This window comes from Roseovarius amoyensis (assembly GCF_003260265.1).
GTDB lineage: Bacteria > Pseudomonadota > Alphaproteobacteria > Rhodobacterales > Rhodobacteraceae > Roseovarius > Roseovarius amoyensis.
Genome location: NZ_QITQ01000003.1, coordinates 115,259 through 132,591, shown reverse-complemented (window position 1 = coordinate 132,591; position 17,333 = coordinate 115,259). Strand labels below are relative to the sequence as shown.

16 protein-coding genes are annotated in these 17,333 nt (G+C 65.3%); 6 read left to right on the top strand and 10 right to left on the bottom strand.

Annotated features, from left to right (window positions below):
* Positions 1–4: 4 nt before the first annotated feature.
* Positions 5–724 (bottom strand): RlmE family RNA methyltransferase, encoded by a 720-nt coding sequence (locus DL899_RS04480; RefSeq protein ID WP_111732920.1) that lies wholly within the window; start codon positions 722–724, stop codon positions 5–7.
* A 47-nt stretch (positions 725–771) separates the two neighbouring features.
* Positions 772–1,881 carry a Ppx/GppA phosphatase family protein gene (locus DL899_RS04475; protein WP_111732781.1) on the bottom strand — a complete coding sequence of 370 codons (1,110 nt, stop codon included), beginning with the start codon at positions 1,879–1,881 and terminating at the stop codon, positions 772–774.
* Between the two features lie 233 nt (positions 1,882–2,114).
* Between DL899_RS04475 and DL899_RS04470 the strand changes: the two genes are divergently transcribed.
* The 3 genes from DL899_RS04470 to DL899_RS04460 are packed head-to-tail and all read left to right on the top strand — an operon-like array spanning position 2,115 to position 4,448.
* The gene (locus DL899_RS04470) at positions 2,115–2,411 is read left to right on the top strand and encodes a virulence factor (protein WP_111732780.1); all 297 of its coding nucleotides are present in this window, start codon (positions 2,115–2,117) and stop codon (positions 2,409–2,411) included.
* Between the two features lie 29 nt (positions 2,412–2,440).
* Positions 2,441–3,376, top strand: coding sequence for a methylenetetrahydrofolate reductase (locus DL899_RS04465; protein ID WP_111732779.1), 936 nt, complete (start codon positions 2,441–2,443; stop codon positions 3,374–3,376).
* Positions 3,377–3,386: 10 nt separating this feature from the next.
* Complete coding sequence (locus tag DL899_RS04460) at positions 3,387–4,448, top strand: methyltetrahydrofolate cobalamin methyltransferase (protein ID WP_111732778.1); 1,062 nt, start codon at positions 3,387–3,389, stop codon at positions 4,446–4,448.
* Between the two features lie 112 nt (positions 4,449–4,560).
* On the opposite strand, the gene dxs is transcribed toward DL899_RS04460, so the two are convergent.
* From dxs to DL899_RS04445, 3 genes are read right to left on the bottom strand one after another with little or no spacing between them, the layout of a single operon-like run.
* Complete coding sequence (dxs, locus tag DL899_RS04455; protein WP_111732777.1) at positions 4,561–6,504, bottom strand: 1-deoxy-D-xylulose-5-phosphate synthase; 1,944 nt, start codon at positions 6,502–6,504, stop codon at positions 4,561–4,563.
* Positions 6,505–6,533: 29 nt separating this feature from the next.
* Positions 6,534–7,400, bottom strand: coding sequence for a polyprenyl synthetase family protein (locus tag DL899_RS04450; protein WP_111732919.1), 867 nt, complete (start codon positions 7,398–7,400; stop codon positions 6,534–6,536).
* Between the two features lie 8 nt (positions 7,401–7,408).
* Positions 7,409–7,651, bottom strand: a complete 243-nt coding sequence (locus tag DL899_RS04445; RefSeq protein WP_111732776.1) for an exodeoxyribonuclease VII small subunit — start codon at positions 7,649–7,651, stop codon at positions 7,409–7,411.
* 107 nt (positions 7,652–7,758) lie between these two features.
* Between DL899_RS04445 and DL899_RS04440 the strand changes: the two genes are divergently transcribed.
* Positions 7,759–8,727 carry a phosphotransferase gene (locus DL899_RS04440; RefSeq protein WP_162685500.1) on the top strand — a complete coding sequence of 323 codons (969 nt, stop codon included), beginning with the start codon at positions 7,759–7,761 and terminating at the stop codon, positions 8,725–8,727.
* A gap of 85 nt (positions 8,728–8,812) precedes the next feature.
* Here the strand turns inward: DL899_RS04440 and DL899_RS04435 are convergent, their stop codons facing one another.
* Positions 8,813–10,357 (bottom strand): helicase HerA-like domain-containing protein, encoded by a 1,545-nt coding sequence (locus DL899_RS04435; protein WP_111732774.1) that lies wholly within the window; start codon positions 10,355–10,357, stop codon positions 8,813–8,815.
* Positions 10,358–10,838: 481 nt separating this feature from the next.
* Here DL899_RS04435 and DL899_RS04430 point away from each other — a divergent pair, with 481 nt between their 5' ends.
* Positions 10,839–11,462, top strand: coding sequence for an invasion associated locus B family protein (locus DL899_RS04430; protein WP_111732773.1), 624 nt, complete (start codon positions 10,839–10,841; stop codon positions 11,460–11,462).
* 349 nt (positions 11,463–11,811) lie between these two features.
* Complete coding sequence (locus tag DL899_RS04425; protein ID WP_239494599.1) at positions 11,812–12,552, top strand: DUF3800 domain-containing protein; 741 nt, start codon at positions 11,812–11,814, stop codon at positions 12,550–12,552.
* A 221-nt stretch (positions 12,553–12,773) separates the two neighbouring features.
* On the opposite strand, the gene DL899_RS04420 is transcribed toward DL899_RS04425, so the two are convergent.
* The 4 genes from DL899_RS04420 to DL899_RS04405 all read right to left on the bottom strand — a co-directional run bounded on the left by DL899_RS04420 (position 12,774) and on the right by DL899_RS04405 (position 17,292).
* On the bottom strand, positions 12,774–13,985 hold the full coding sequence (locus tag DL899_RS04420; RefSeq protein WP_111732771.1) for a beta-ketoacyl-[acyl-carrier-protein] synthase family protein: 1,212 nt from the start codon (positions 13,983–13,985) through the stop codon (positions 12,774–12,776).
* Positions 13,982–14,239 (bottom strand): acyl carrier protein, encoded by a 258-nt coding sequence (locus DL899_RS04415; protein WP_111732770.1) that lies wholly within the window; start codon positions 14,237–14,239, stop codon positions 13,982–13,984. Before DL899_RS04415 ends, DL899_RS04420 begins: the two co-directional genes overlap by 4 nt.
* A gap of 33 nt (positions 14,240–14,272) precedes the next feature.
* Positions 14,273–15,364: a UDP-3-O-(3-hydroxymyristoyl)glucosamine N-acyltransferase gene (gene lpxD, locus DL899_RS04410; protein ID WP_111732769.1), complete on the bottom strand. Its 1,092-nt coding sequence runs from the start codon at positions 15,362–15,364 to the stop codon at positions 14,273–14,275.
* Positions 15,365–15,483: 119 nt separating this feature from the next.
* A complete protein-coding gene (locus tag DL899_RS04405) occupies positions 15,484–17,292 on the bottom strand; it encodes a L,D-transpeptidase family protein (protein ID WP_111732768.1) in 1,809 nt (602 codons plus the stop codon).
* Positions 17,293–17,333 lie beyond the last annotated feature (41 nt).

Genomic DNA, 17,333 nt, shown 5'->3' with positions numbered 1-17,333 from the left:
CGTTTCAACCGCCCCGGAACCCTGTCGCCACCACGAACTTTTCCGAACTGTCGGCGCGCGAGGCCGGTGGCTTGACGTTGGCGACCTTGGTGAAACGCTTCTTGAGCAGGGCCTGCAACCCGCCCTCGGCGCCGCCCGCCAGCACCTTGGCGACGAATGTACCGCCCTCTTCGAGCACGTCAAAGGCCAGTTGCGCCGCCGCCTCGCACAGCGCCACGATGCGCAGGTGGTCGGTCTGCTTGTGCCCCGACGACGCCGCCGCCATGTCCGACATTACCACGTCGGCCTTGCCGCCAAGCCAGGCCTTGACCTTGTCGTCGGCGTCGTCCTCGAGAAAATCGAGCTGGTGTATCTCGGCGCCCGCGATCGGTTCCACCTCCTGCAGGTCGATGCCCAGCACCCGGCCCACGGGTTTGCCCGCGTCTTCGCCCAGTGCGTTGGTTCGCGCCACCGCTACCTGGCACCAGCCGCCCGGCGCGCAGCCCAGGTCAACCACCCGCGCCCCCGGCACGAGAAAGCCATACTTGTCGTCCAGTTCCAGTATCTTGAACGCCGCGCGCCCGCGATAGCCCTCGGCCCTGGCGCGTTTTACATACGGGTCGTTGAGCTGCCGTTGCAGCCAGCGCGTCGATGACAGCTTGCGCCCCCGCGCCGTCTTGACCTTGACCTTCAGATCGCGCTCTCCGCGCCCCGAAGTGTTCTTTCCATCCGGTTTCTTCGCCATGTTCCGCCCTGTCCCCGGTTCATCTGTCCCGATTGGCCCCGCCGCCGTCATTCCTGGCCGCTCAGCACGCCGTCGGCCGACATCAGGGCGTAAAGTATGCCCTCACGCAACCCGCGATCGGCCACCGACAGCCGGTCGGTGGGCCAGCACCGCAAGAGCGCCTGCAGGATCGCCGCGCCCGACATGATCAGCGCCTGCCGGTCGGTGCCGATGCGCGGGTCGCGCCGCCGCCCGGCGGGACCAAGGGCCAGGTAGCCGCTGATCACGCGGTCTATCTCTTCGCTGGTCATGCGCAAGCCGTCCACCTTGTTGCGGTCATACCGCCTCAGCCCCAGGTGGCTGGCCGCCACGGTGGTGACGGTGCCGCTGGTGCCGACGATCTGGAACCCCTCGCGCGGGGGATCGTCCTTGTAGGGGGCAAATTCGGCCAGGTTTTCCTCGAAAAACCAGCTCATCAGCGCGAACCGCGCGGCGTCGTCCTCGACATCGCGGAACTGGTCGCGCAGCGTCGCCACCCCCAGCGGCACGCTGATCCAGTCGACCACCTTGGCCTTGGGGCCGCCATTGCCGGGGGCGTCGAAACCGCCATGCATCCGCATCATCGCGCGCACCCGGTCGTGCGAAGGCACCCCGGCAAGGTCGATCCAGACCAACTCGGTCGATCCGCCGCCGATATCGACGACCAGCAACTGTTCGGTCGTGGGACAGACCAGCGGCGCGCAGGACACGACGGCAAGCTGGGCCTCTTGCTGGGGGGCGATGATTTCCAGCGACAGGCCGGTTTCGCGGTGCACTGTCTCCATGAACTCTTCCGAATTGATGGCACGACGGCAGGCCTCGGTCGCAACCAGCCGCATCCGGCGCACACGGTTGCGCCTGAGCTTTTGCTGACACACCCTGAGCGCCTGCACCGTCCGCTGGATCGACCCGCGCGACAACCTGCCGGACCGTTCCAGCCCGGCGCCCAGCTGCACCGATTTTGAAAAGCTGTCCACGACTTTGAACTGATCGCCCTCGGGGCGTGCGATCAGCATGCGACAACTGTTGGTTCCCAGATCCAGCGCGGCATAAAGCTGCGGAGCATCCGGGGTGGTCAGTGCGGGGCTCTCGACCGCTTCGGGAAATGCGCCCGCACCAAGGGGACGCTTGGGCGCCATAAAACACGCCCTCCATTTCGAGTTGGTTCCAAACTATGTGCACTGCGGCGCGCGTGCAAGCATTAGCCGTGGCACAACATCAAGATGAAGGTTTTTCCGATTGGCCGCGATAGCCGCCTTTCGCATTGAATGCTAGGTATCGGGCGTCGCTGGATGCGCGCGTTCTGTCGAAATCCGACCCCGGCGGCGGGGCGGTGTCGATTAGAGAGAGTCACTGAAACAGGGAATCAGTCATGAACGACGTCACCATTGTCTATTGGCGGGACATTCCGGCGCAGGTCATCATCGGCAAGGGCCGGCGTGGCACCAAGCGGCCGCTGCCCGAACGGTTTGAGCAGGCCATCGACCGCGCCGCAATGAAGGTGGGCGCGGCCGAAACTGACGCCTACCTGGCCGAATGGCGCAAGGTCGTAACCGGCCAGGCCGAAGGCGACCCCGCCGATGTGGCCGATGCCGAAGTCGCCCGAATCGACGCCGAATACGACAAGGACCGGCTGAAGGCCCTGATCGCCAACGATGGCCGTGAATGAGGCCGGTATCAGCATTATGGGAGGCCGCGATGGCTCTGCTGAACTTCAAGAAGCGTGAAAAACCCGCCGCCGCGCCGGGCGAGGCAAACCAGGAACTGGAAGCGTTCCTGAACGGCTATTCGATAGAGGTGATGCCGCGCACCGCCGAAAAGGTCGACGATTTCCGCGACCTGCTGCCCGCGGGCACCCGCGTCTATATCGCCCATATCGAAGGCACCCCCATCGAGGACATGGTCGCCACCGCCCGCCGGCTGGCCGGCGAGGGCTACAAGGTGATGCCGCATTTCCCCGCCCGCATCATCAAGGACCAGGCCACGCTGGATGACTGGATCGCGCGCTACCAGGGCGAGGCCGGCGTTGACCAGGCGTTGCTGCTGGCCGGTGGCGTGGCCAAGCCGCATGGAGATTTCACCGATTCGATGCAGCTGTTGGAATCGGGCGCATTCGACCGCGCCGGGTTCACCCGCCTGCATGTGGCCGGCCACCCAGAGGGCAACCGCGACATCGACACCGACGGCGGCAGCAGCACTGTCGATGCGGCGCTGCAATGGAAACAGGAGTTTTCCGAGCGCACGGATGCCACGATGGCGATCGCCACCCAGTTCGCATTCGACGCCGGGCCGATCATCGCCTGGGCCGACCACCTGCGCGCCGAGGGCATCGACCTGCCCATCCATATCGGCATCGCCGGTCCGGCCAAGCTGCAGACGCTCATCAAGTTCGCCATCGCCTGCGGCGTCGGCCCGTCGCTGAAGGTGCTGCAAAAGCGCGCGATGGATGTGTCCAAGCTGATGATGCCCTATCAGCCGACCGAGGTGCTGACCCAACTGGCCGCCCACAAGGCCGCGCATCCCGATTTCAACATCGAGTCCGTGCACTTCTTTCCGCTGGGCGGTATCAAGGCAAACGCCAACTGGGCGATCGAAAACGGTGGCCCCGCCGCCAAACCCGCAAACGCGACCTGAAGGAACCCCCATGACGCGCACCATTGTCGAGAGCAAGACCAAGACAGCCATTATCGGCTTCGATCAGCCGTTCTGCGTGATCGGAGAGCGGATCAACCCCACCGGGCGCAAGAAACTGGCGGCCGAGCTTGAGGCGGGCGATTTCTCGACCATCGAAGCCGACGCAATCGCCCAGGTCGAGGCCGGCGCAAACGTGCTCGATATCAACGCGGGCGTCGTCTATAATTCCAACCCCGATCCCAACCAGACCGAACCGCCGCTGATGACCAAGATCATCGAGCTGGTGCAGGGGCTGGTCGATGTGCCGCTGTGCATCGACAGCTCGGTGCCTGCCGCGCTCGAGGCCGGGCTGGCCGCGGCGCAAGGCCGGCCGCTGCTCAACTCGGTCACGGGCGAGGAAGATCGGCTGGAACTGGTACTGCCTCTGGTCAAGAAATACAACGTGCCCGTCGTCGCCATCTCGAACGACGACACCGGCATTTCCGAAGATCCCGACGTGCGTTTCGCCGTCGCCAAGAAGATCGTCGAGCGCGCGGCCGATTTCGGCATTCCCGCCCACGACATCGTGGTCGACCCGCTGGTGATGCCCGTCGGCGCCATGGCAACGGCCGGTCTGCAGGTCTTTGCCCTGGTGCGGCGCCTGCGCGAGGAACTGGGCGTCAACACCACCTGCGGCGCGTCGAATGTCAGCTTTGGACTGCCCAACCGCCACGGCATCAACAACGCCTTTCTGCCGATGGCGATGGGCGCGGGCATGACCAGCGCGATCATGAACCCCGTGGCGCTGCCGGTGAAGGCGTCCGAGATCGCCGCCAAGCGGGCCGAGGTCGCCGAGGCCGGCATCGTGCTGCCCGGGGACATGGACGACGAAACCTTTTGTCAGCTCTTCGGTCTCGGTTCGACCAAACCGCGCCCGGGCAAGGAGATGGAGGCAATCCGCGCCGCCAACTTCCTGACCAACAACGACCCGCATGGCGGCGACTGGATCAAGTTCAACAAGGTGCCGCTGAAACCGGGCGAAACCCGCGCCGGCGGGCGCGGCCCCTCTCGCCGCCGCCGCCGCGCCGGGTAAACGACCCGACACGAGGCGCGAAAAGACGAACGGCAGGGGAACGCATCCCCTGCCGTTTCTTTTTGGTTGAAAATACCCCCGCCGGAGGCAGACGCCGCCACTGGCGGCGTTCTCAGGCGCGCTTGCCTTTCAGCGATGCGACGCCCAGGACTTCCAGCACCCTGGCCTCGATATCGGGGGCGTTCAGGCGCGCGGTGGCGTACATGTCCGCCGGGTCGGACTGGTCGATGAACACATCCGGCAGCACCATCGAGCGGAACTTGAACCCACCGTCGAACACGCCGTTTTCCGCCAACAGCTGGGCGACATGGCTGCCGAAACCACCGACAGAGCCCTCTTCGATGGTGATCAGCGCCTCATGACGGGCGGCAAGATCAAGCACCAGGTCAGCATCCAGCGGCTTGGCAAAGCGCGCGTCGGCGATGGTGGGCGTGATCCCCTTTTGCGCCAGTGCCTCGGCGGCGCGGCGCACCTCGCCCAGCCGCGTGCCCAGCGACAGGATCGCCACGCGCGCGCCTTGGGCGATGATGCGGCCCTTGCCGATTTCCAGCACCTCGCCGCGCTCGGGCATCTCGACGCCCTCGCCCTCGCCGCGCGGATAGCGGAACGCGATGGGCCCGGCGTCATGGGCGACAGCGGTGGCGACCATGTGTTTCAGCTCTGCCTCGTCCGCCGCGGCCATCACCGTCATGCCCGGCAGGCAGGCCAGATAGGCGATGTCGAAACTGCCGGCATGGGTCGGCCCGTCGGCCCCCACCAGCCCGGCGCGGTCGATAGCAAAACGCACCGGCAGCCCCTGCAGGGCAACGTCATGCACCACCTGATCATAGCCACGTTGCAGGAAGGTGGAATAGAGCGCGCAAAAGGGTTTCATCCCCCCCGCCGCCAGCCCGCCGGCAAAGGTGACGGCGTGTTGTTCGGCGATGCCCACGTCTAAACAGCGCGAGGGATAGCGCGACTCGAACAGATCCAGCCCCGTGCCCCCCGGCATCGCGGCGGTAATGGCGCAGATGCGGTCGTCACGCGCGGCCTCTTCCACCAGCGCCTCGGCAAAGACGCGGGTATAGCTGGGCGCGTTCGAGGGCTTCTTTCTCTGCTCGCCGGTGACAACATCGAACTTGGCCGTCGCATGGCCGCCGTCGCGGGCGCGTTCGGCCGGGGCATAGCCCTTGCCCTTTTTCGTCAGCACATGGATCAGCGTCGGCCCCGTCGCCCGCGCCCTGACTGTGCGCAGAACCGGCAGGAGCTGGCCCAGGTCGTGCCCGTCGATGGGGCCGACATAGGAAAAGCCCAGTTCCTCGAACAGGGTGCCGCCTACGGCAAGACCCTTGAGCATTTCCTTGGCGCGGCGCGCGCCCATTTGAAAGGGTTCGGGCAAAAGCGACACCGCGCCCTTGGCTGCGGCCTTGAATTCCTGATAGGGCGCGCCGGCGTAAAGGCGCGACAGATAGGCCGACATCGCACCAACTGGTGGCGCGATCGACATTTCGTTGTCGTTGAGGATGACGAAAAGCCGCTTTTTCAGCGCGCCGGCGTTGTTCATCGCCTCGAAGGCCATGCCGCCGCTCATCGCGCCGTCGCCGATCACCGCGATGGCGTCGCCGTGGCCGGTCTCGCACACCCCGCCCAGATCGCGCGCCACCGCAAACCCCAGCGCGGCGCTGATCGAGGTCGACGAATGCGCCGCCCCGAACGGGTCATAGGGGCTTTCGGCGCGCTTGGTGAACCCCGACAGCCCGCCCTTTTGGCGCAGGGTGCGGATGCGGTCGCGCCGCCCGGTCAGGATCTTGTGAGGATAGGTCTGGTGACTGACATCCCAGATCAGCTTGTCGCGCGGGGTGTCGAACACCGCGTGCAGCGCCACGGTCAGTTCGATCACGCCCAGCCCGGCGCCCAGGTGGCCACCGGTTTCCGACACGGCCGAGATGGTTTCGGCGCGCACCTCCTGCGCAAGCTGGCTCAGCTCTGCCTCGCTCATACGGCGCAGATCGGCGGGGCCCTGCACGGTATCCAGCAGGGGTGTCTTGGGGCGGTCTGGCGTTGGCTGGTCGGGCACGCGGGGTGCTCCCCTCTCTGCGGTGGCGTTCAGCTTTGGCGGGAGATAACGAAGCGCGCCAGCTGCCGCAAGGTTTCCGCCGCCTCGCCATAGCAGGATATGGCGTCGCACGCCTCTTCGGCAAGCCCAGCGGCACGCGCACGCGCGGCATCGAGCCCCAGCAGCGACACGAAGGTCGCCTTTCCGGCGGCGGCATCCTTGCCCACGGCCTTGCCGGCGGTGCCCTCGTCGCCGGTGGCGTCGATCACGTCATCCTGGATCTGAAAGGCCAGCCCCAGCGCACGGGCGTAGCCGCCCAGCGGCGCGGGGTCAGCCCCGGCCATGCGCGCCCCGGCGGTGGCGGCCCAGCCGATCAGCGCCCCGGTCTTGGCCCGCTGTAAGGCGGTGATCTGATCTAGCGAAAGCGGCGCGTGTGCGGTTTCGGCGGCGATGTCCAGCGCCTGGCCCAGCACCATCCCCTGCCCGCCCGCGGCACGCGCCAGGCTCAGGGCCAGCCCGGCGCGGTGCTCGGCGCCCTCGGCGCCATCGGGGTGCGCCGCCAGCTCGAATGCCAGCGCCTGCAATGCGTCGCCCGCCAGCACCGCCGTCGCCTCATCCCACTGAACATGTAGCGTCGGGCGGCCCCGGCGCATGGCGTCGTCATCCATGCAGGGCAGGTCGTCATGCACCAGGCTGTAGGCATGCATCGCCTCGATTGCGCAGGCGGGCCAGATCGCACGTTCGCTTGGCTGGCCGAACAGGCGCGCGCCCTCGATCACCAGGCAGGCGCGGATGCGTTTGCCGCCCTCCAGCGCATAGCGCATGGCCTGCGCCACGTCATCGTCGCCAAAGCTGCCTAGTACATCGGCGAAATGGGCCCCGACCGCGTCGCTTGTGGCGGCCAGCGCCGCCGCCAGTTCCTGCTTCACAGGTCGCCGGCCGGAACCGTGCCGGTGGGGTTGCCGTCGGGGTCTAGCGTGATCGTGGCAACCTTTTCCTCGGCCGCCTTCAGCTTGTCCTCGCAGCGTTTTTTCAGTTCGGCGCCGCGTTCGTAAAGGCGGATCGAATCCTCCAGCGCGACATCGCCCCGCTCCAGCTTGGTCACGACCTCCTCAAGCTCTTTCATCGCCTGTTCAAAGGTCATCTCGGAAACGGGAATGTCGGACATCGGCGGCTCTTTCCTGGTGTGGCAGCTTTGGGGAACAGCATAGACGCGTGCGGCGCGGGGTTCAATTCGGTTGACCGCAGTTGCGGGCTTGGGCAATCGTGGTGGTCATGCCGAAACGTGCCAACCCCACGCCGCTGGAACAGATGGACGCGCTGAGCGATCTGATGACCGCGTTCGAAACCCGCGCCGCGGACGAGGCGGCGCTGACCGACGCCGTGCTGGACGAGATGATCCGCCTTGTGCCCGGCAAACGCGCGATCATCGCCGGGCATGTGGGCGAACGCCCGGCGATCTTTCGCTTTCATCTGTCCAAACAGGTCGAAAGCGCCGCCCGCGACTGGGCCGAGCTGACCCGCGCACACACATACATGAACACGGGCGATCTGCGCGTCAGCACGCCCATCTGTCACCTGCCTGATCTGGGGCTGGTGGTCAGCGAACGCGCGCCGGGCATGCCGTTGATGGTGCGGATATGGCAGACGCCGCCGGCGGGGCGCCCTGCCCTGCTGCCCGCGGCGGCGGCGTGGCTGCGCAAATACACCGCCCCGACAGAGGCACCGACGCCGGTGCGGCTGGACGGCTGGTTCGGTCGCGCCGACAAGGCGCTGGCACGGCTGCGCTATGCCGAGCTGCGCGAGTTGAAGACCGCGATCGTGGCGGAACTGACCCGCATTTCGACACCGCATGAGGCGGGCACCTGGCGCATGGCGATCTGCCACGGCGATTTTCACCCCAACAACCTGCTGAGCGAGGGCACCCGCCTTACGGGCATCGACACTGGCGGGTCTGCCCGGCTGCCGGTGGTCAAGGATATCGCGCGTTTCCTGACGCATATGGGGCGGCGGGGTTTGCTGCCCTCGGGCACTGCGCGCTACGGCGTCGATGCTGAGGGGATCGCGGTCTTTGCCGACGCGCTGGAGTTGACGGAGGTCGAACGCGATATCTGGCTGCCCTTCATGATCGGGATCGAGGCGCTGGTGCGGGTCGAATCCAGCGCGCTATCGCGGTCGCGCATCCGCCGCTCGACCGCATTCTGCGAGGCTCTGCTGACAGACTTGCGGGCGCTGCGGGTCTGAATTGAACCGCCCGCCCCGGGCCAGACCCGGGGCCACTTGAGATACAAGGCCCCGGCTCGGAGGCTGGGGCGGGTAACGTACCCCCTCAGCGCCCCTTGAAAAGCCCGCCAAGGATACCGCGCACGATGCGCCGGCCGGTGGTGCCCTTGATCTCTTTCAGCACGGCATCGGTCACGGCAGCGCCGAACCGTTCGCCGAGGCCCTTGTTGGCCCGGCTGCTGGAGCGCGCAACCCGGCCACCGCTATAGCGCCGCGCGGCGTTGAATTCGCGCAGCGCCGCCGGGGCATCCTCGGCCTCTGCCTCGGCGACCTCTGCCGCCTTGGCCGCCTCTGCCGCCCGCGCTGCCAACATCTCGTAGGCCGACTGCCTGTCCTGCGTGGTGTCGTATTTCCCGGCCATGGGCGAGGCCGCCATCACCGCCGCGCGTTCCGCCGGGCTGACCGGCCCCAGCTTGGACGATGGTGGACGGATGAGTGTGCGCTCGACGATGCCCGGCGCGCCCTTGGCCTCGAGCATGGATGTCACGGCCTCGCCCACGCCCATGTCGCGGATCGCGTCGGCCGTGTCGAAACGCGGATTGGGGCGATAGGTCTCGGCCGCGCGTTTGAGCGCCTTGCGGTCGCGCGCGGTAAAGGCGCGCAACGCGTGCTGGATGCGGTTGCCGAGCTGGCCAAGAATATCCTCTGGGATGTCGTCGGGGTTCTGGGTGACGAAATAGACCCCCACCCCCTTGGACCGAATGAGCCGCGCCACCTGTTCAACCTTGTCGACCAGCGCCTTGGGCGCGTCGTCGAACAGCAGGTGCGCCTCGTCGAAGAAAAAGACCAGCCTGGGTTTGTCGGGGTCGCCCACCTCTGGCAGCGTCTCAAAGAGCTCCGACAGGAGCCACAGCAGGAAGGTGGCATAAAGCCGGGGCGAGCCCATCAGCTTGTCGGCGGCAAGGATGTTGATGCGCCCGCGCCCGTCTGCATCGGTGCGCATCAGGTCTGCCAGCTCCAGCGCCGGTTCGCCAAAGAACCCCGCCCCGCCCTGGTTTTCCAGCACCATCAGCGCGCGCTGAATCGCGCCCACCGATTGCGGCGACACGTTGCCATAGCGCAGCGACAGCGCGTCGCGGTTCTCGCCCGTCCAGACCAGCAGCGCCTGCAGGTCCTTGAGGTCCAAGAGCGGCATCCCCTCTTCGTCGGCGACGCGAAAGACGATGTTCATCACCCCTTCCTGCGCCTCGGTCAGCTGCATCAGCCGCGACAGCAGCAGCGGCCCCATCTCGGCCACGGTGGTGCGGACCGGGTGGCCCTGCTGGCCGAAGATGTCCCAGAAGGTGACGGGAAACGCCTCGTACCGGTAATCATCGAACCCGATGGTCGCGGCGCGGCTGGTGAATGCGTCGTGCAGCTTGAATTTGGCACTCCCGGCGGCAGCGAGGCCCGACAGGTCACCCTTTACGTCGGCGGCAAAGACCGGCACGCCGGCAGCCGAAAACCCCTCGGCCAGGATCTGCAGCGTCACCGTCTTGCCGGTGCCGGTGGCCCCGGCGATCAGCCCGTGGCGGTTGGCGTATCCCAGTGCCAGATGCTGCGGGACGGCGTAATCCTTGCCGCCGCCGCCTATGAATATGCCGTTTTCCAAGGCATTCACCCCTGTCGTGCTGTTTCCTCGATCCGACCATACAAAGTTAACCATTCTGCGCCACCCTGATTCCCGCCCCGGACTCCGGGGTGACTTCCTCCCTGTCAGACTGGCCGCGCCACGTTGGCGCGGTTTTTTCTGGGGTCGCAAAGCGGCCCCGGAATGGGTCCGAAATTTCTCGATCAAGCCTGTTGACGGATAGCGGTAACTGTCATAGCGTTCGCCCAATCACTAAGTCGGCCAGTCCGGCGGGGAGAAGACGGGAAAGAGGCCGAGAGGCCTCTTTTTCTTTGTGGGTTTCTTTGTGGGTCTCCGGGATTTCCATTCGGGACCCGCTGCCCGCGGCGGAAAGCCTTGCAACTCGGGGGCGGGTGCGGTTTTATCTGCGCCAGCACGATCCGGCCTCCGGCGCCGGCGTCTGCCGACCACCACGACGCCGACCGCAAGAACCCTGATCGCCAACACATAAAACGGGGATTTCATGTCCAGATTACTGACCATCCTGCCGCTTGTCGCGCTGCTGGCCGCCGGCGGCGCCGCCTTTGCGCAGGACACCGACACGCCCGCCGGCGACACCGCCGCCGAAGCCGAGCCCGCCACCGAGGAAGGCACGGCTGCCGAACCCGGTCTCGACATGGGCCAGGAGGTGCGCGAAGACCCCTCCTATATCAAGGAAACCTACGGCGACTGGCAGTTGCAGTGCTTCCGCAGCGAGGCCGACGAGGACCCCTGCCAGATGTACCAGCTTTTGCGCGAGGAAGCCGGCAACCCGGTGGCCGAGTTCAGCCTGTTCAAGCTGCCCGACGACAGCGAGGCCGTGGCCGGCGCAACCATCGTGGTGCCGCTGGGCACGCTGCTGCCCCAGGGGCTGCGCATCACCGTGGATGAAGGCGCGGCCAAGGCCTATAACTTTTCGTTCTGCTCGATGGTGGGCTGCTTTGCCCGCATCGGCTTTACGCAAGAGGACATCGACGGGTTCAAGTCCGGGGGCGAGGCGTTCCTGACCATCGTGCCCGCCCAGGCCCCCGACCAGCGGGTGGTGATCAAGGCGTCGCTGGACGGCTTTACCAAGGCGTATGAAAACGTCTCGGTCGCGCCGAACTGACGCACGGCAGGGATTGAGAATGAAAAGCGCCGCCCACTGGGCGGCGTTTTTTGTTGGGGGGATGAGGTGGGAAGGGCGGGGGGCGGACTATCTCTGCTTCTGCGAACCAAGAGTGCATCATCCACGGGAGCCGACATTCGAACTTGCGCTGATCCGAGTTTGTTTCCGCAGTGCGGAAGGCGGCACCGAGCCTTGAGTGACGATTGCATCAGCGATAACGAACGGCGGCTTTGATGAGGTTGACAAGCGAGGCCTAATCTTCTAACTAACGCCATGAGGCGCAAACTCGTGTTGCCCTCATTCCGAGGCCCGCGCGCAAGCGCGGGCTTTCGTGTTTCTGAGGTTTGCTTTGACTTACATTGCCTATTTGGATGAGTTTGGGCACATTGGCCCCTACATCGCGCGCAATCACTTCCAGCACAACGATAGCCCAGTCTTCGGCCTTGCCGGGCTTGTGCTTCCCATTGAGGAAGTCCGCAATTTTGGAACGTGGTTCTATCAGCGGAAATGTGAGCTACTGAAGTTCGAGATCGACCGCTCTTCCATGCATCCTTCCGTTTGGGAGAAGAAGGGCTCGGCTCTCTACACGGTTCGGAACGTTGAGACCTATCGGGAGTTGCGCAACTTTACCAATCGTCTTTTCAACAAGATAAGAGCGCTCGGCGGCTTTGCCTTCTATGTCGGGCAGGGTAAACACGCTACGCCAGAACACCACGATGCAAACGCCCTCTATCGACATATCCTACGTGAGGCGATCAAGCGCATAGACCAGCACTGTGAAGAGGACTGCAATCCCTGTGAAAAGTTTCTCCTCGCCCTCGATGAGCATGATCAACGGTCGACCCTTGTCACACAGGCGTCGATCGCGATGTATGGAGCCGATCAACGACGCCACCTGGTCGAGCCACCTTTCCAGTTGGAAAGCCACCGCTACCAAACCATGCAGGCTGCCGATTGGATCGCAGGCCTCACGGGGCGCCTCGGTGCCTACTGGAAGGCTCCTGATGAATATTCTGAAAATGAGATCTTCGCGACCTACTTCGCAGCGCGACTGCACCGATGCGCGACTAGAAGCGGAATCAGGGATTGAACTTCAGCATATCTCGATTGGTGCAAACAGTTATATTTGTTCGAAGCAGACATTCGTTCGAGTTGGCCGCGGCAAAAGTTCGCTGCGTCCCGCACAATGGTCATTGAACCCGTGAAAATGCTGCGCCGTGCGTGAACGACTGGTTTGAGGAAGCTGCATCGCAGAACCATTAAGGGTCACCAACGTCCGCAACGGGCCGGAAAGGGCCACCCCCTCCCCCCCTACTCGAACCGCCTCAGCGCCAGCACCGCATTCAGCCCGCCGAAGGAAAAGGCGTTTGACAGGGCGACCTTGACGTCGGCCTCGCGCGCCACATTCGGGACCACGTCCAGCGCGCATTCGGGGTCGGGTTCCTCGTAGCCGATGGTGGGGGCCACGACGCCGTCGCGCACCGCCATGATGCAGGCCAGCAGTTCGACCGCGCCGGTGCCGCCGATCAGATGGCCGTGCATCGACTTGGTCGAGGAAATCATCAGCTTGTCGGCATGGGCGCCGAACACGTCCGCCACCGCCGCGCATTCGGTCTTGTCGTTGGCCGCGGTGCCGGTGCCGTGGGCGTTGATATAGCCCACCTCGGCCGCGTCGATGCGCGCATCCCTCATCGCCCCGCACATCGTGCGCGCCGCGCCCTGTTTCGACGGCATGACGATGTCGGAGGCGTCCGAGGACATGGCGAAACCCGCGACCTCGGCCAGTATCTCGGCCCCGCGCTTTTGCGCGTGTTCCAGCTCTTCAAAGACGAAGACGCCCGCGCCCTCGCCCTGTACCATGCCGTTGCGGTTGGCAGAGAACGGGCGGCAGGCGTCGCGGGACATGACCCTCAGCCCCTCCCACGCCTTGACGCCGCCAAAGCACAGCATCGATTCCGACCCGCCGGTAACCATCACCGGGGTCGCCCCGCCATGCACCAGCTGGAACGCCTGCGCCATCGCGTGGTTGGAACTGGAACAGGCGGTCGAAACGGTAAAGCTGGGGCCCTTGAGGTTGAACTCCATCGAGACATGGCTGGCGGCGGCATTGTTCATCAGCTTGGGCACAACAAAGGGATGCACCCGGTTCTTGCCCGCCTCGTAGACCGAGCGATAGTTTTCATCCAGCGTGGTCATGCCGCCGCCGGAATTGCCCAGCACGACCCCGGCCCGCGTCGCCAGCTCGCCGGAAAATTCCAGCCCCGCCTGCGCGATCGCCTCGCGCGCGGCGATCAGGGTGAACTGGGCAAAGCGGTCATAGAGCGCCAGTTGCTGGCGGTTGAAGCGCTCCTCGGGCTCGTACCCCTTGACCTGCCCGCCGATGCGGATCGACAGCCGCTCGACATCGTGGAACTCCAGCTCGCCGATGCCGCAGCGGCCCTCGCGCATCGCCTCCAGCGTATCGGCCACGTTGCGGCCCAGTGCATTGATCGTGCCCGCCCCGGTAATGACAACCCGCTTCACGATTGCTCCGCCACCAGCTTGTTGATGCCCTGAATGATCGAGGCAACCGAAGATATGTCGAAATCGCTTTCGTTGGGCGCGTTGGCGTTGAACGGCACCGAGATGTCGAACTCTTCCTCGATCGCGAAAATGCTTTCGACCAGGCCGAGGCTGTCAATGCCAAGATCCTCGAGCGTGCTTTCCATCGTAACGTCCGAAGGATCGAGCACCGCCTGCTCGGCGATGATCCTGATGACACGATCCTTGATGTCCATCGCTGCGGCCCTTTTTTCTGCAACGCGCCCGATTTAGTCGTTCGTCGGCAAGTTGGAAACTGTTTTCTTGAGTTCGGCAACATCCCCGAACAGGCGCTTGAGCCGGCGAAAGCCCTTGAACAGGTCCATCGTGGCCTCCATCTTCATTGCCGGATAGCCCAGCATGACACGCCCGGCGGGGATATTGGCCAGCACGATGGTGCCGCCGCCGGTGATGACATTGTCGCCGATAAAAATGTTGTCGCTGACCCCGGTCTTGCCGCCCAGAACCACGTTGTTGCCAACCCGGGTCGAGCCGGCGATGCCGACATGCCCGCACAGCAGGCAGTCGCGGCCGATCTCGACGTTGTGGCCAATCATCACCAGGTTGTCGAGCTTGGTACCGCTGCCGATCCGGGTCGGGCGGATGGTGCCGCTGTCGATGGTGGTGTTGGCGCCAACCTCGACATCGTCGCCGATCTCGACCGCGCCCAGGCTGTGGATGCGCACCCAGCCCTGCGCCTCGGTCTCGCCGCGGTCGCCCAGTGTCTCGCGCACCTTTTCGACGCCCGACACCTCTGGCGTGACAAAGGAAAAGCCGTCCCCGCCGATGGCTGCGCCCGGCTGGGCGATGAACCGCGCGCCGATCCTCACCCGCGCGCCGATCCTGACCCCTTCGCGCAACAGGCCGCCAGGCCCGATCTCGGCATCGTGACCTATGTGGCATTGCGGGCCGATCACGGTTCCCTCGCCGATACGCGCGCCGCTGGCCACCAGGCTGAGCGGGCCGATGCTGACCCCCTTGCCCAGCTGAGCGCCCTCTTCGACGATGGCGCTGGGGTGGATGCCCTCGGCCCAGCCCTGTCCGGGGTCGAACATGGCGGTCAGCAACGACATGGCAAAACGCGGGCGCGGGGCAAAGATCGCCGCCTCCAGCCCGTATTCCCGCCAGTCAGCGCCAGACCACAGCAACGCGGCGCGGGCTGCGCCGGCGGACAGCCGTGCGGCATAGTCCGGTTTGCTGGCCAGCGCCAGCTGTCGCGCGGTGGCGTCGCCCGGTTCGGCCAGCCCATCTATTTCAATCGAGGTGTCGCCCATGGCCTCGCCGCCCAACGCCTCGGCAATCTGCTTGATCGTGTAGCCCATGCAATCCCCTTTGTCGTGAGGCAGACTTAACCGCGATACCGCCGCAACGAAAGCCCCCGGGCGCAAACCCGGGGGATGATTTCGCCGCAGCCCGGCCTTTCGACCGGCATGCAGGAGGCTTAACGGTCGTTACCGAGGCGCCGCAGCCTTCTGTCGATGGTGGCCGTGCCGCCGCCGGACGCCGCCCTGGTGCGCACACGGGCCGGGGCCTGAGCCTGCGGCTGAACCGCCCGCACCGGCGTGACTGCCGCGGCACGCGCCGGCGCCGCCGCCCGTGGTGTCGGAAAGTACTGCGCCTCGGGGATCTGCAGGCTGGCCAGTTGCAGCGCGGGCGACTGGATGCCGGTCTGCTTCAGCGCCGCCCAGATGCGCGCGTCGCGGCCATAGACGTCGGGGCGGTAATGCATCTCGCCCCGCGCGTCCGAAAACGCGGTGCGATAGATGATGTGCACCGGGATATTTTCCTCCAGATCGACCTTCGTTTCCTGTCCGCTGTCCAGGACACTGTGAAAAAACGCCTTGGGGTCTTCTTCCTGACGCGACAGAATCTCGTAGGCGAAATCGAACGGCTTCGCCAGGCGGATGCAGCCATGGCTGTAGGCACGCCGCGCCCGGGCAAAGAGGTGCTTGCTGGGGGTGTCGTGCAGATAGATATTGTATTGGTTGGGGAACATGAACTTCACCAGTCCCAGCGCGTTGCCGCGCGACGGCGGCTGCTTGAGGTCGAAGGGAAAGGTATTACCGGTATAGGCGGCAAAGTTGATTGCCGCCCGGCTGACCGGACGCCCCGAGCCGTCGATGATTTGCAGATGCGCCGCCGCGCCCGGGTTCGCCCTGAGCTGCGGCAGGTATTCGTTGATCGTGATCGAGCGCGGCACATACCACGACGGGTTGATCACCAGGTGCTCCATCTCGTCCGAAAACTCGGGGCTGCGGCGGTCATGAGCATTGGCCCCGATAACGGCGCGCGTTTCAAAGGTGATGCGGTCGTTGTCGATGATCCGGGCCGAGAAATCGGTCAGGTTGACCAGGATATGCCGGGCACCGCGTTCCTTGTTCAGCCATCGCTCGCGTTCCATCGCCACCAGCACAAGGGCCAGCCGCGTCGCCGGCGACTTGTTCAGCTCGGCCAGCGTGCCCGGACCAACCTTGCCATCGGGTTCCAGTCCCAGAGCCATCTGAAAGCGCCGCACCGCGTCCTCGATATTGGCGTCGTAGACCATGGTCGAGGTCCGCTTGAGATAGCCCATTGCCATCAACCGGTCGCGCAGGGCGACAACCGCCGGACCACTTTGGCCGGGTTCGAGCTTGCCACCGGGAACCTGAGGCCCCCAGCCGCCGTTTTCGATCAGCCGCTCCAGGCGGATCTTTTCGCGCAGCAGGCGGGTGTATTCGCGGGTCTGAGGAAGGAGCGAGCGGAAATAAGACCGCGGATGATCGCTTTCGACCAGCCCTGAAAGATAAGTGGTGGCGTCCTTGTAGGTGCCCTTGCGCTTGATCTCGTCATCGACGCTGGCAGGGTCCAGCACGCCCGACTGCATGTCGCGGGCGATACGAATAAAGGCGCGCGACATCGCCACCTCGGCAAGGCCGCGGTGGCGGGGTGTGCGCACATCCTCCAGCAGCCGCATCAGCCGCGCGGTGTCATAGCGTCCCGAGGGCAGACCATGCATGCCAGCCGCCTCCATCGCAGACAACAGCGCGCTGCGGCGCTTGCGTTGCTCGTCACCGGCACCGGTCCAGACAGCGGAAAATCCGTTCTCTCGGTAAAAGGCGGCGATATCGCGATCCTCCGACGCGGCCTCGGCCACTGTCTGCTTGAAGGCGGTGATCCCGGCCGCTGCCGGCGCCGCAACCGCCGCCCCGGCCACCACGGCAAGAACCAGTCCCGAACGGCGCAGCCCTGCTGCCAATGCCTCAAACCCCATTTTTCTTCCCCTCAAAATCACGGTCCCCAAGTGTTCAATAT

Bases quoted from the DNA above. Each gene is read 5' to 3' on its own strand.
- DL899_RS04415 (WP_111732770.1), bottom strand. From the start codon at position 14,239: ATGGACATCAAGGATCGTGTCATCAGGATCATCGCCGAGCAGGCGGTG.
- DL899_RS04430 (WP_111732773.1), top strand. From the start codon at position 10,839: ATGTCCAGATTACTGACCATCCTGCCGCTTGTCGCGCTGCTGGCCGCC.
- DL899_RS04475 (WP_111732781.1), bottom strand. From the start codon at position 1,881: ATGGCGCCCAAGCGTCCCCTTGGTGCGGGCGCATTTCCCGAAGCGGTC.
- DL899_RS04480 (WP_111732920.1), bottom strand. From the start codon at position 724: ATGGCGAAGAAACCGGATGGAAAGAACACTTCGGGGCGCGGAGAGCGC.
- lpxD (WP_111732769.1), bottom strand. From the start codon at position 15,364: ATGGGCTACACGATCAAGCAGATTGCCGAGGCGTTGGGCGGCGAGGCC.
- DL899_RS04470 (WP_111732780.1), top strand. From the start codon at position 2,115: ATGAACGACGTCACCATTGTCTATTGGCGGGACATTCCGGCGCAGGTC.
- DL899_RS04445 (WP_111732776.1), bottom strand. From the start codon at position 7,651: ATGTCCGACATTCCCGTTTCCGAGATGACCTTTGAACAGGCGATGAAA.
- DL899_RS04460 (WP_111732778.1), top strand. From the start codon at position 3,387: ATGACGCGCACCATTGTCGAGAGCAAGACCAAGACAGCCATTATCGGC.
- DL899_RS04405 (WP_111732768.1), bottom strand. From the start codon at position 17,292: ATGGGGTTTGAGGCATTGGCAGCAGGGCTGCGCCGTTCGGGACTGGTT.
- DL899_RS04465 (WP_111732779.1), top strand. From the start codon at position 2,441: ATGGCTCTGCTGAACTTCAAGAAGCGTGAAAAACCCGCCGCCGCGCCG.
- DL899_RS04440 (WP_162685500.1), top strand. From the start codon at position 7,759: ATGCCGAAACGTGCCAACCCCACGCCGCTGGAACAGATGGACGCGCTG.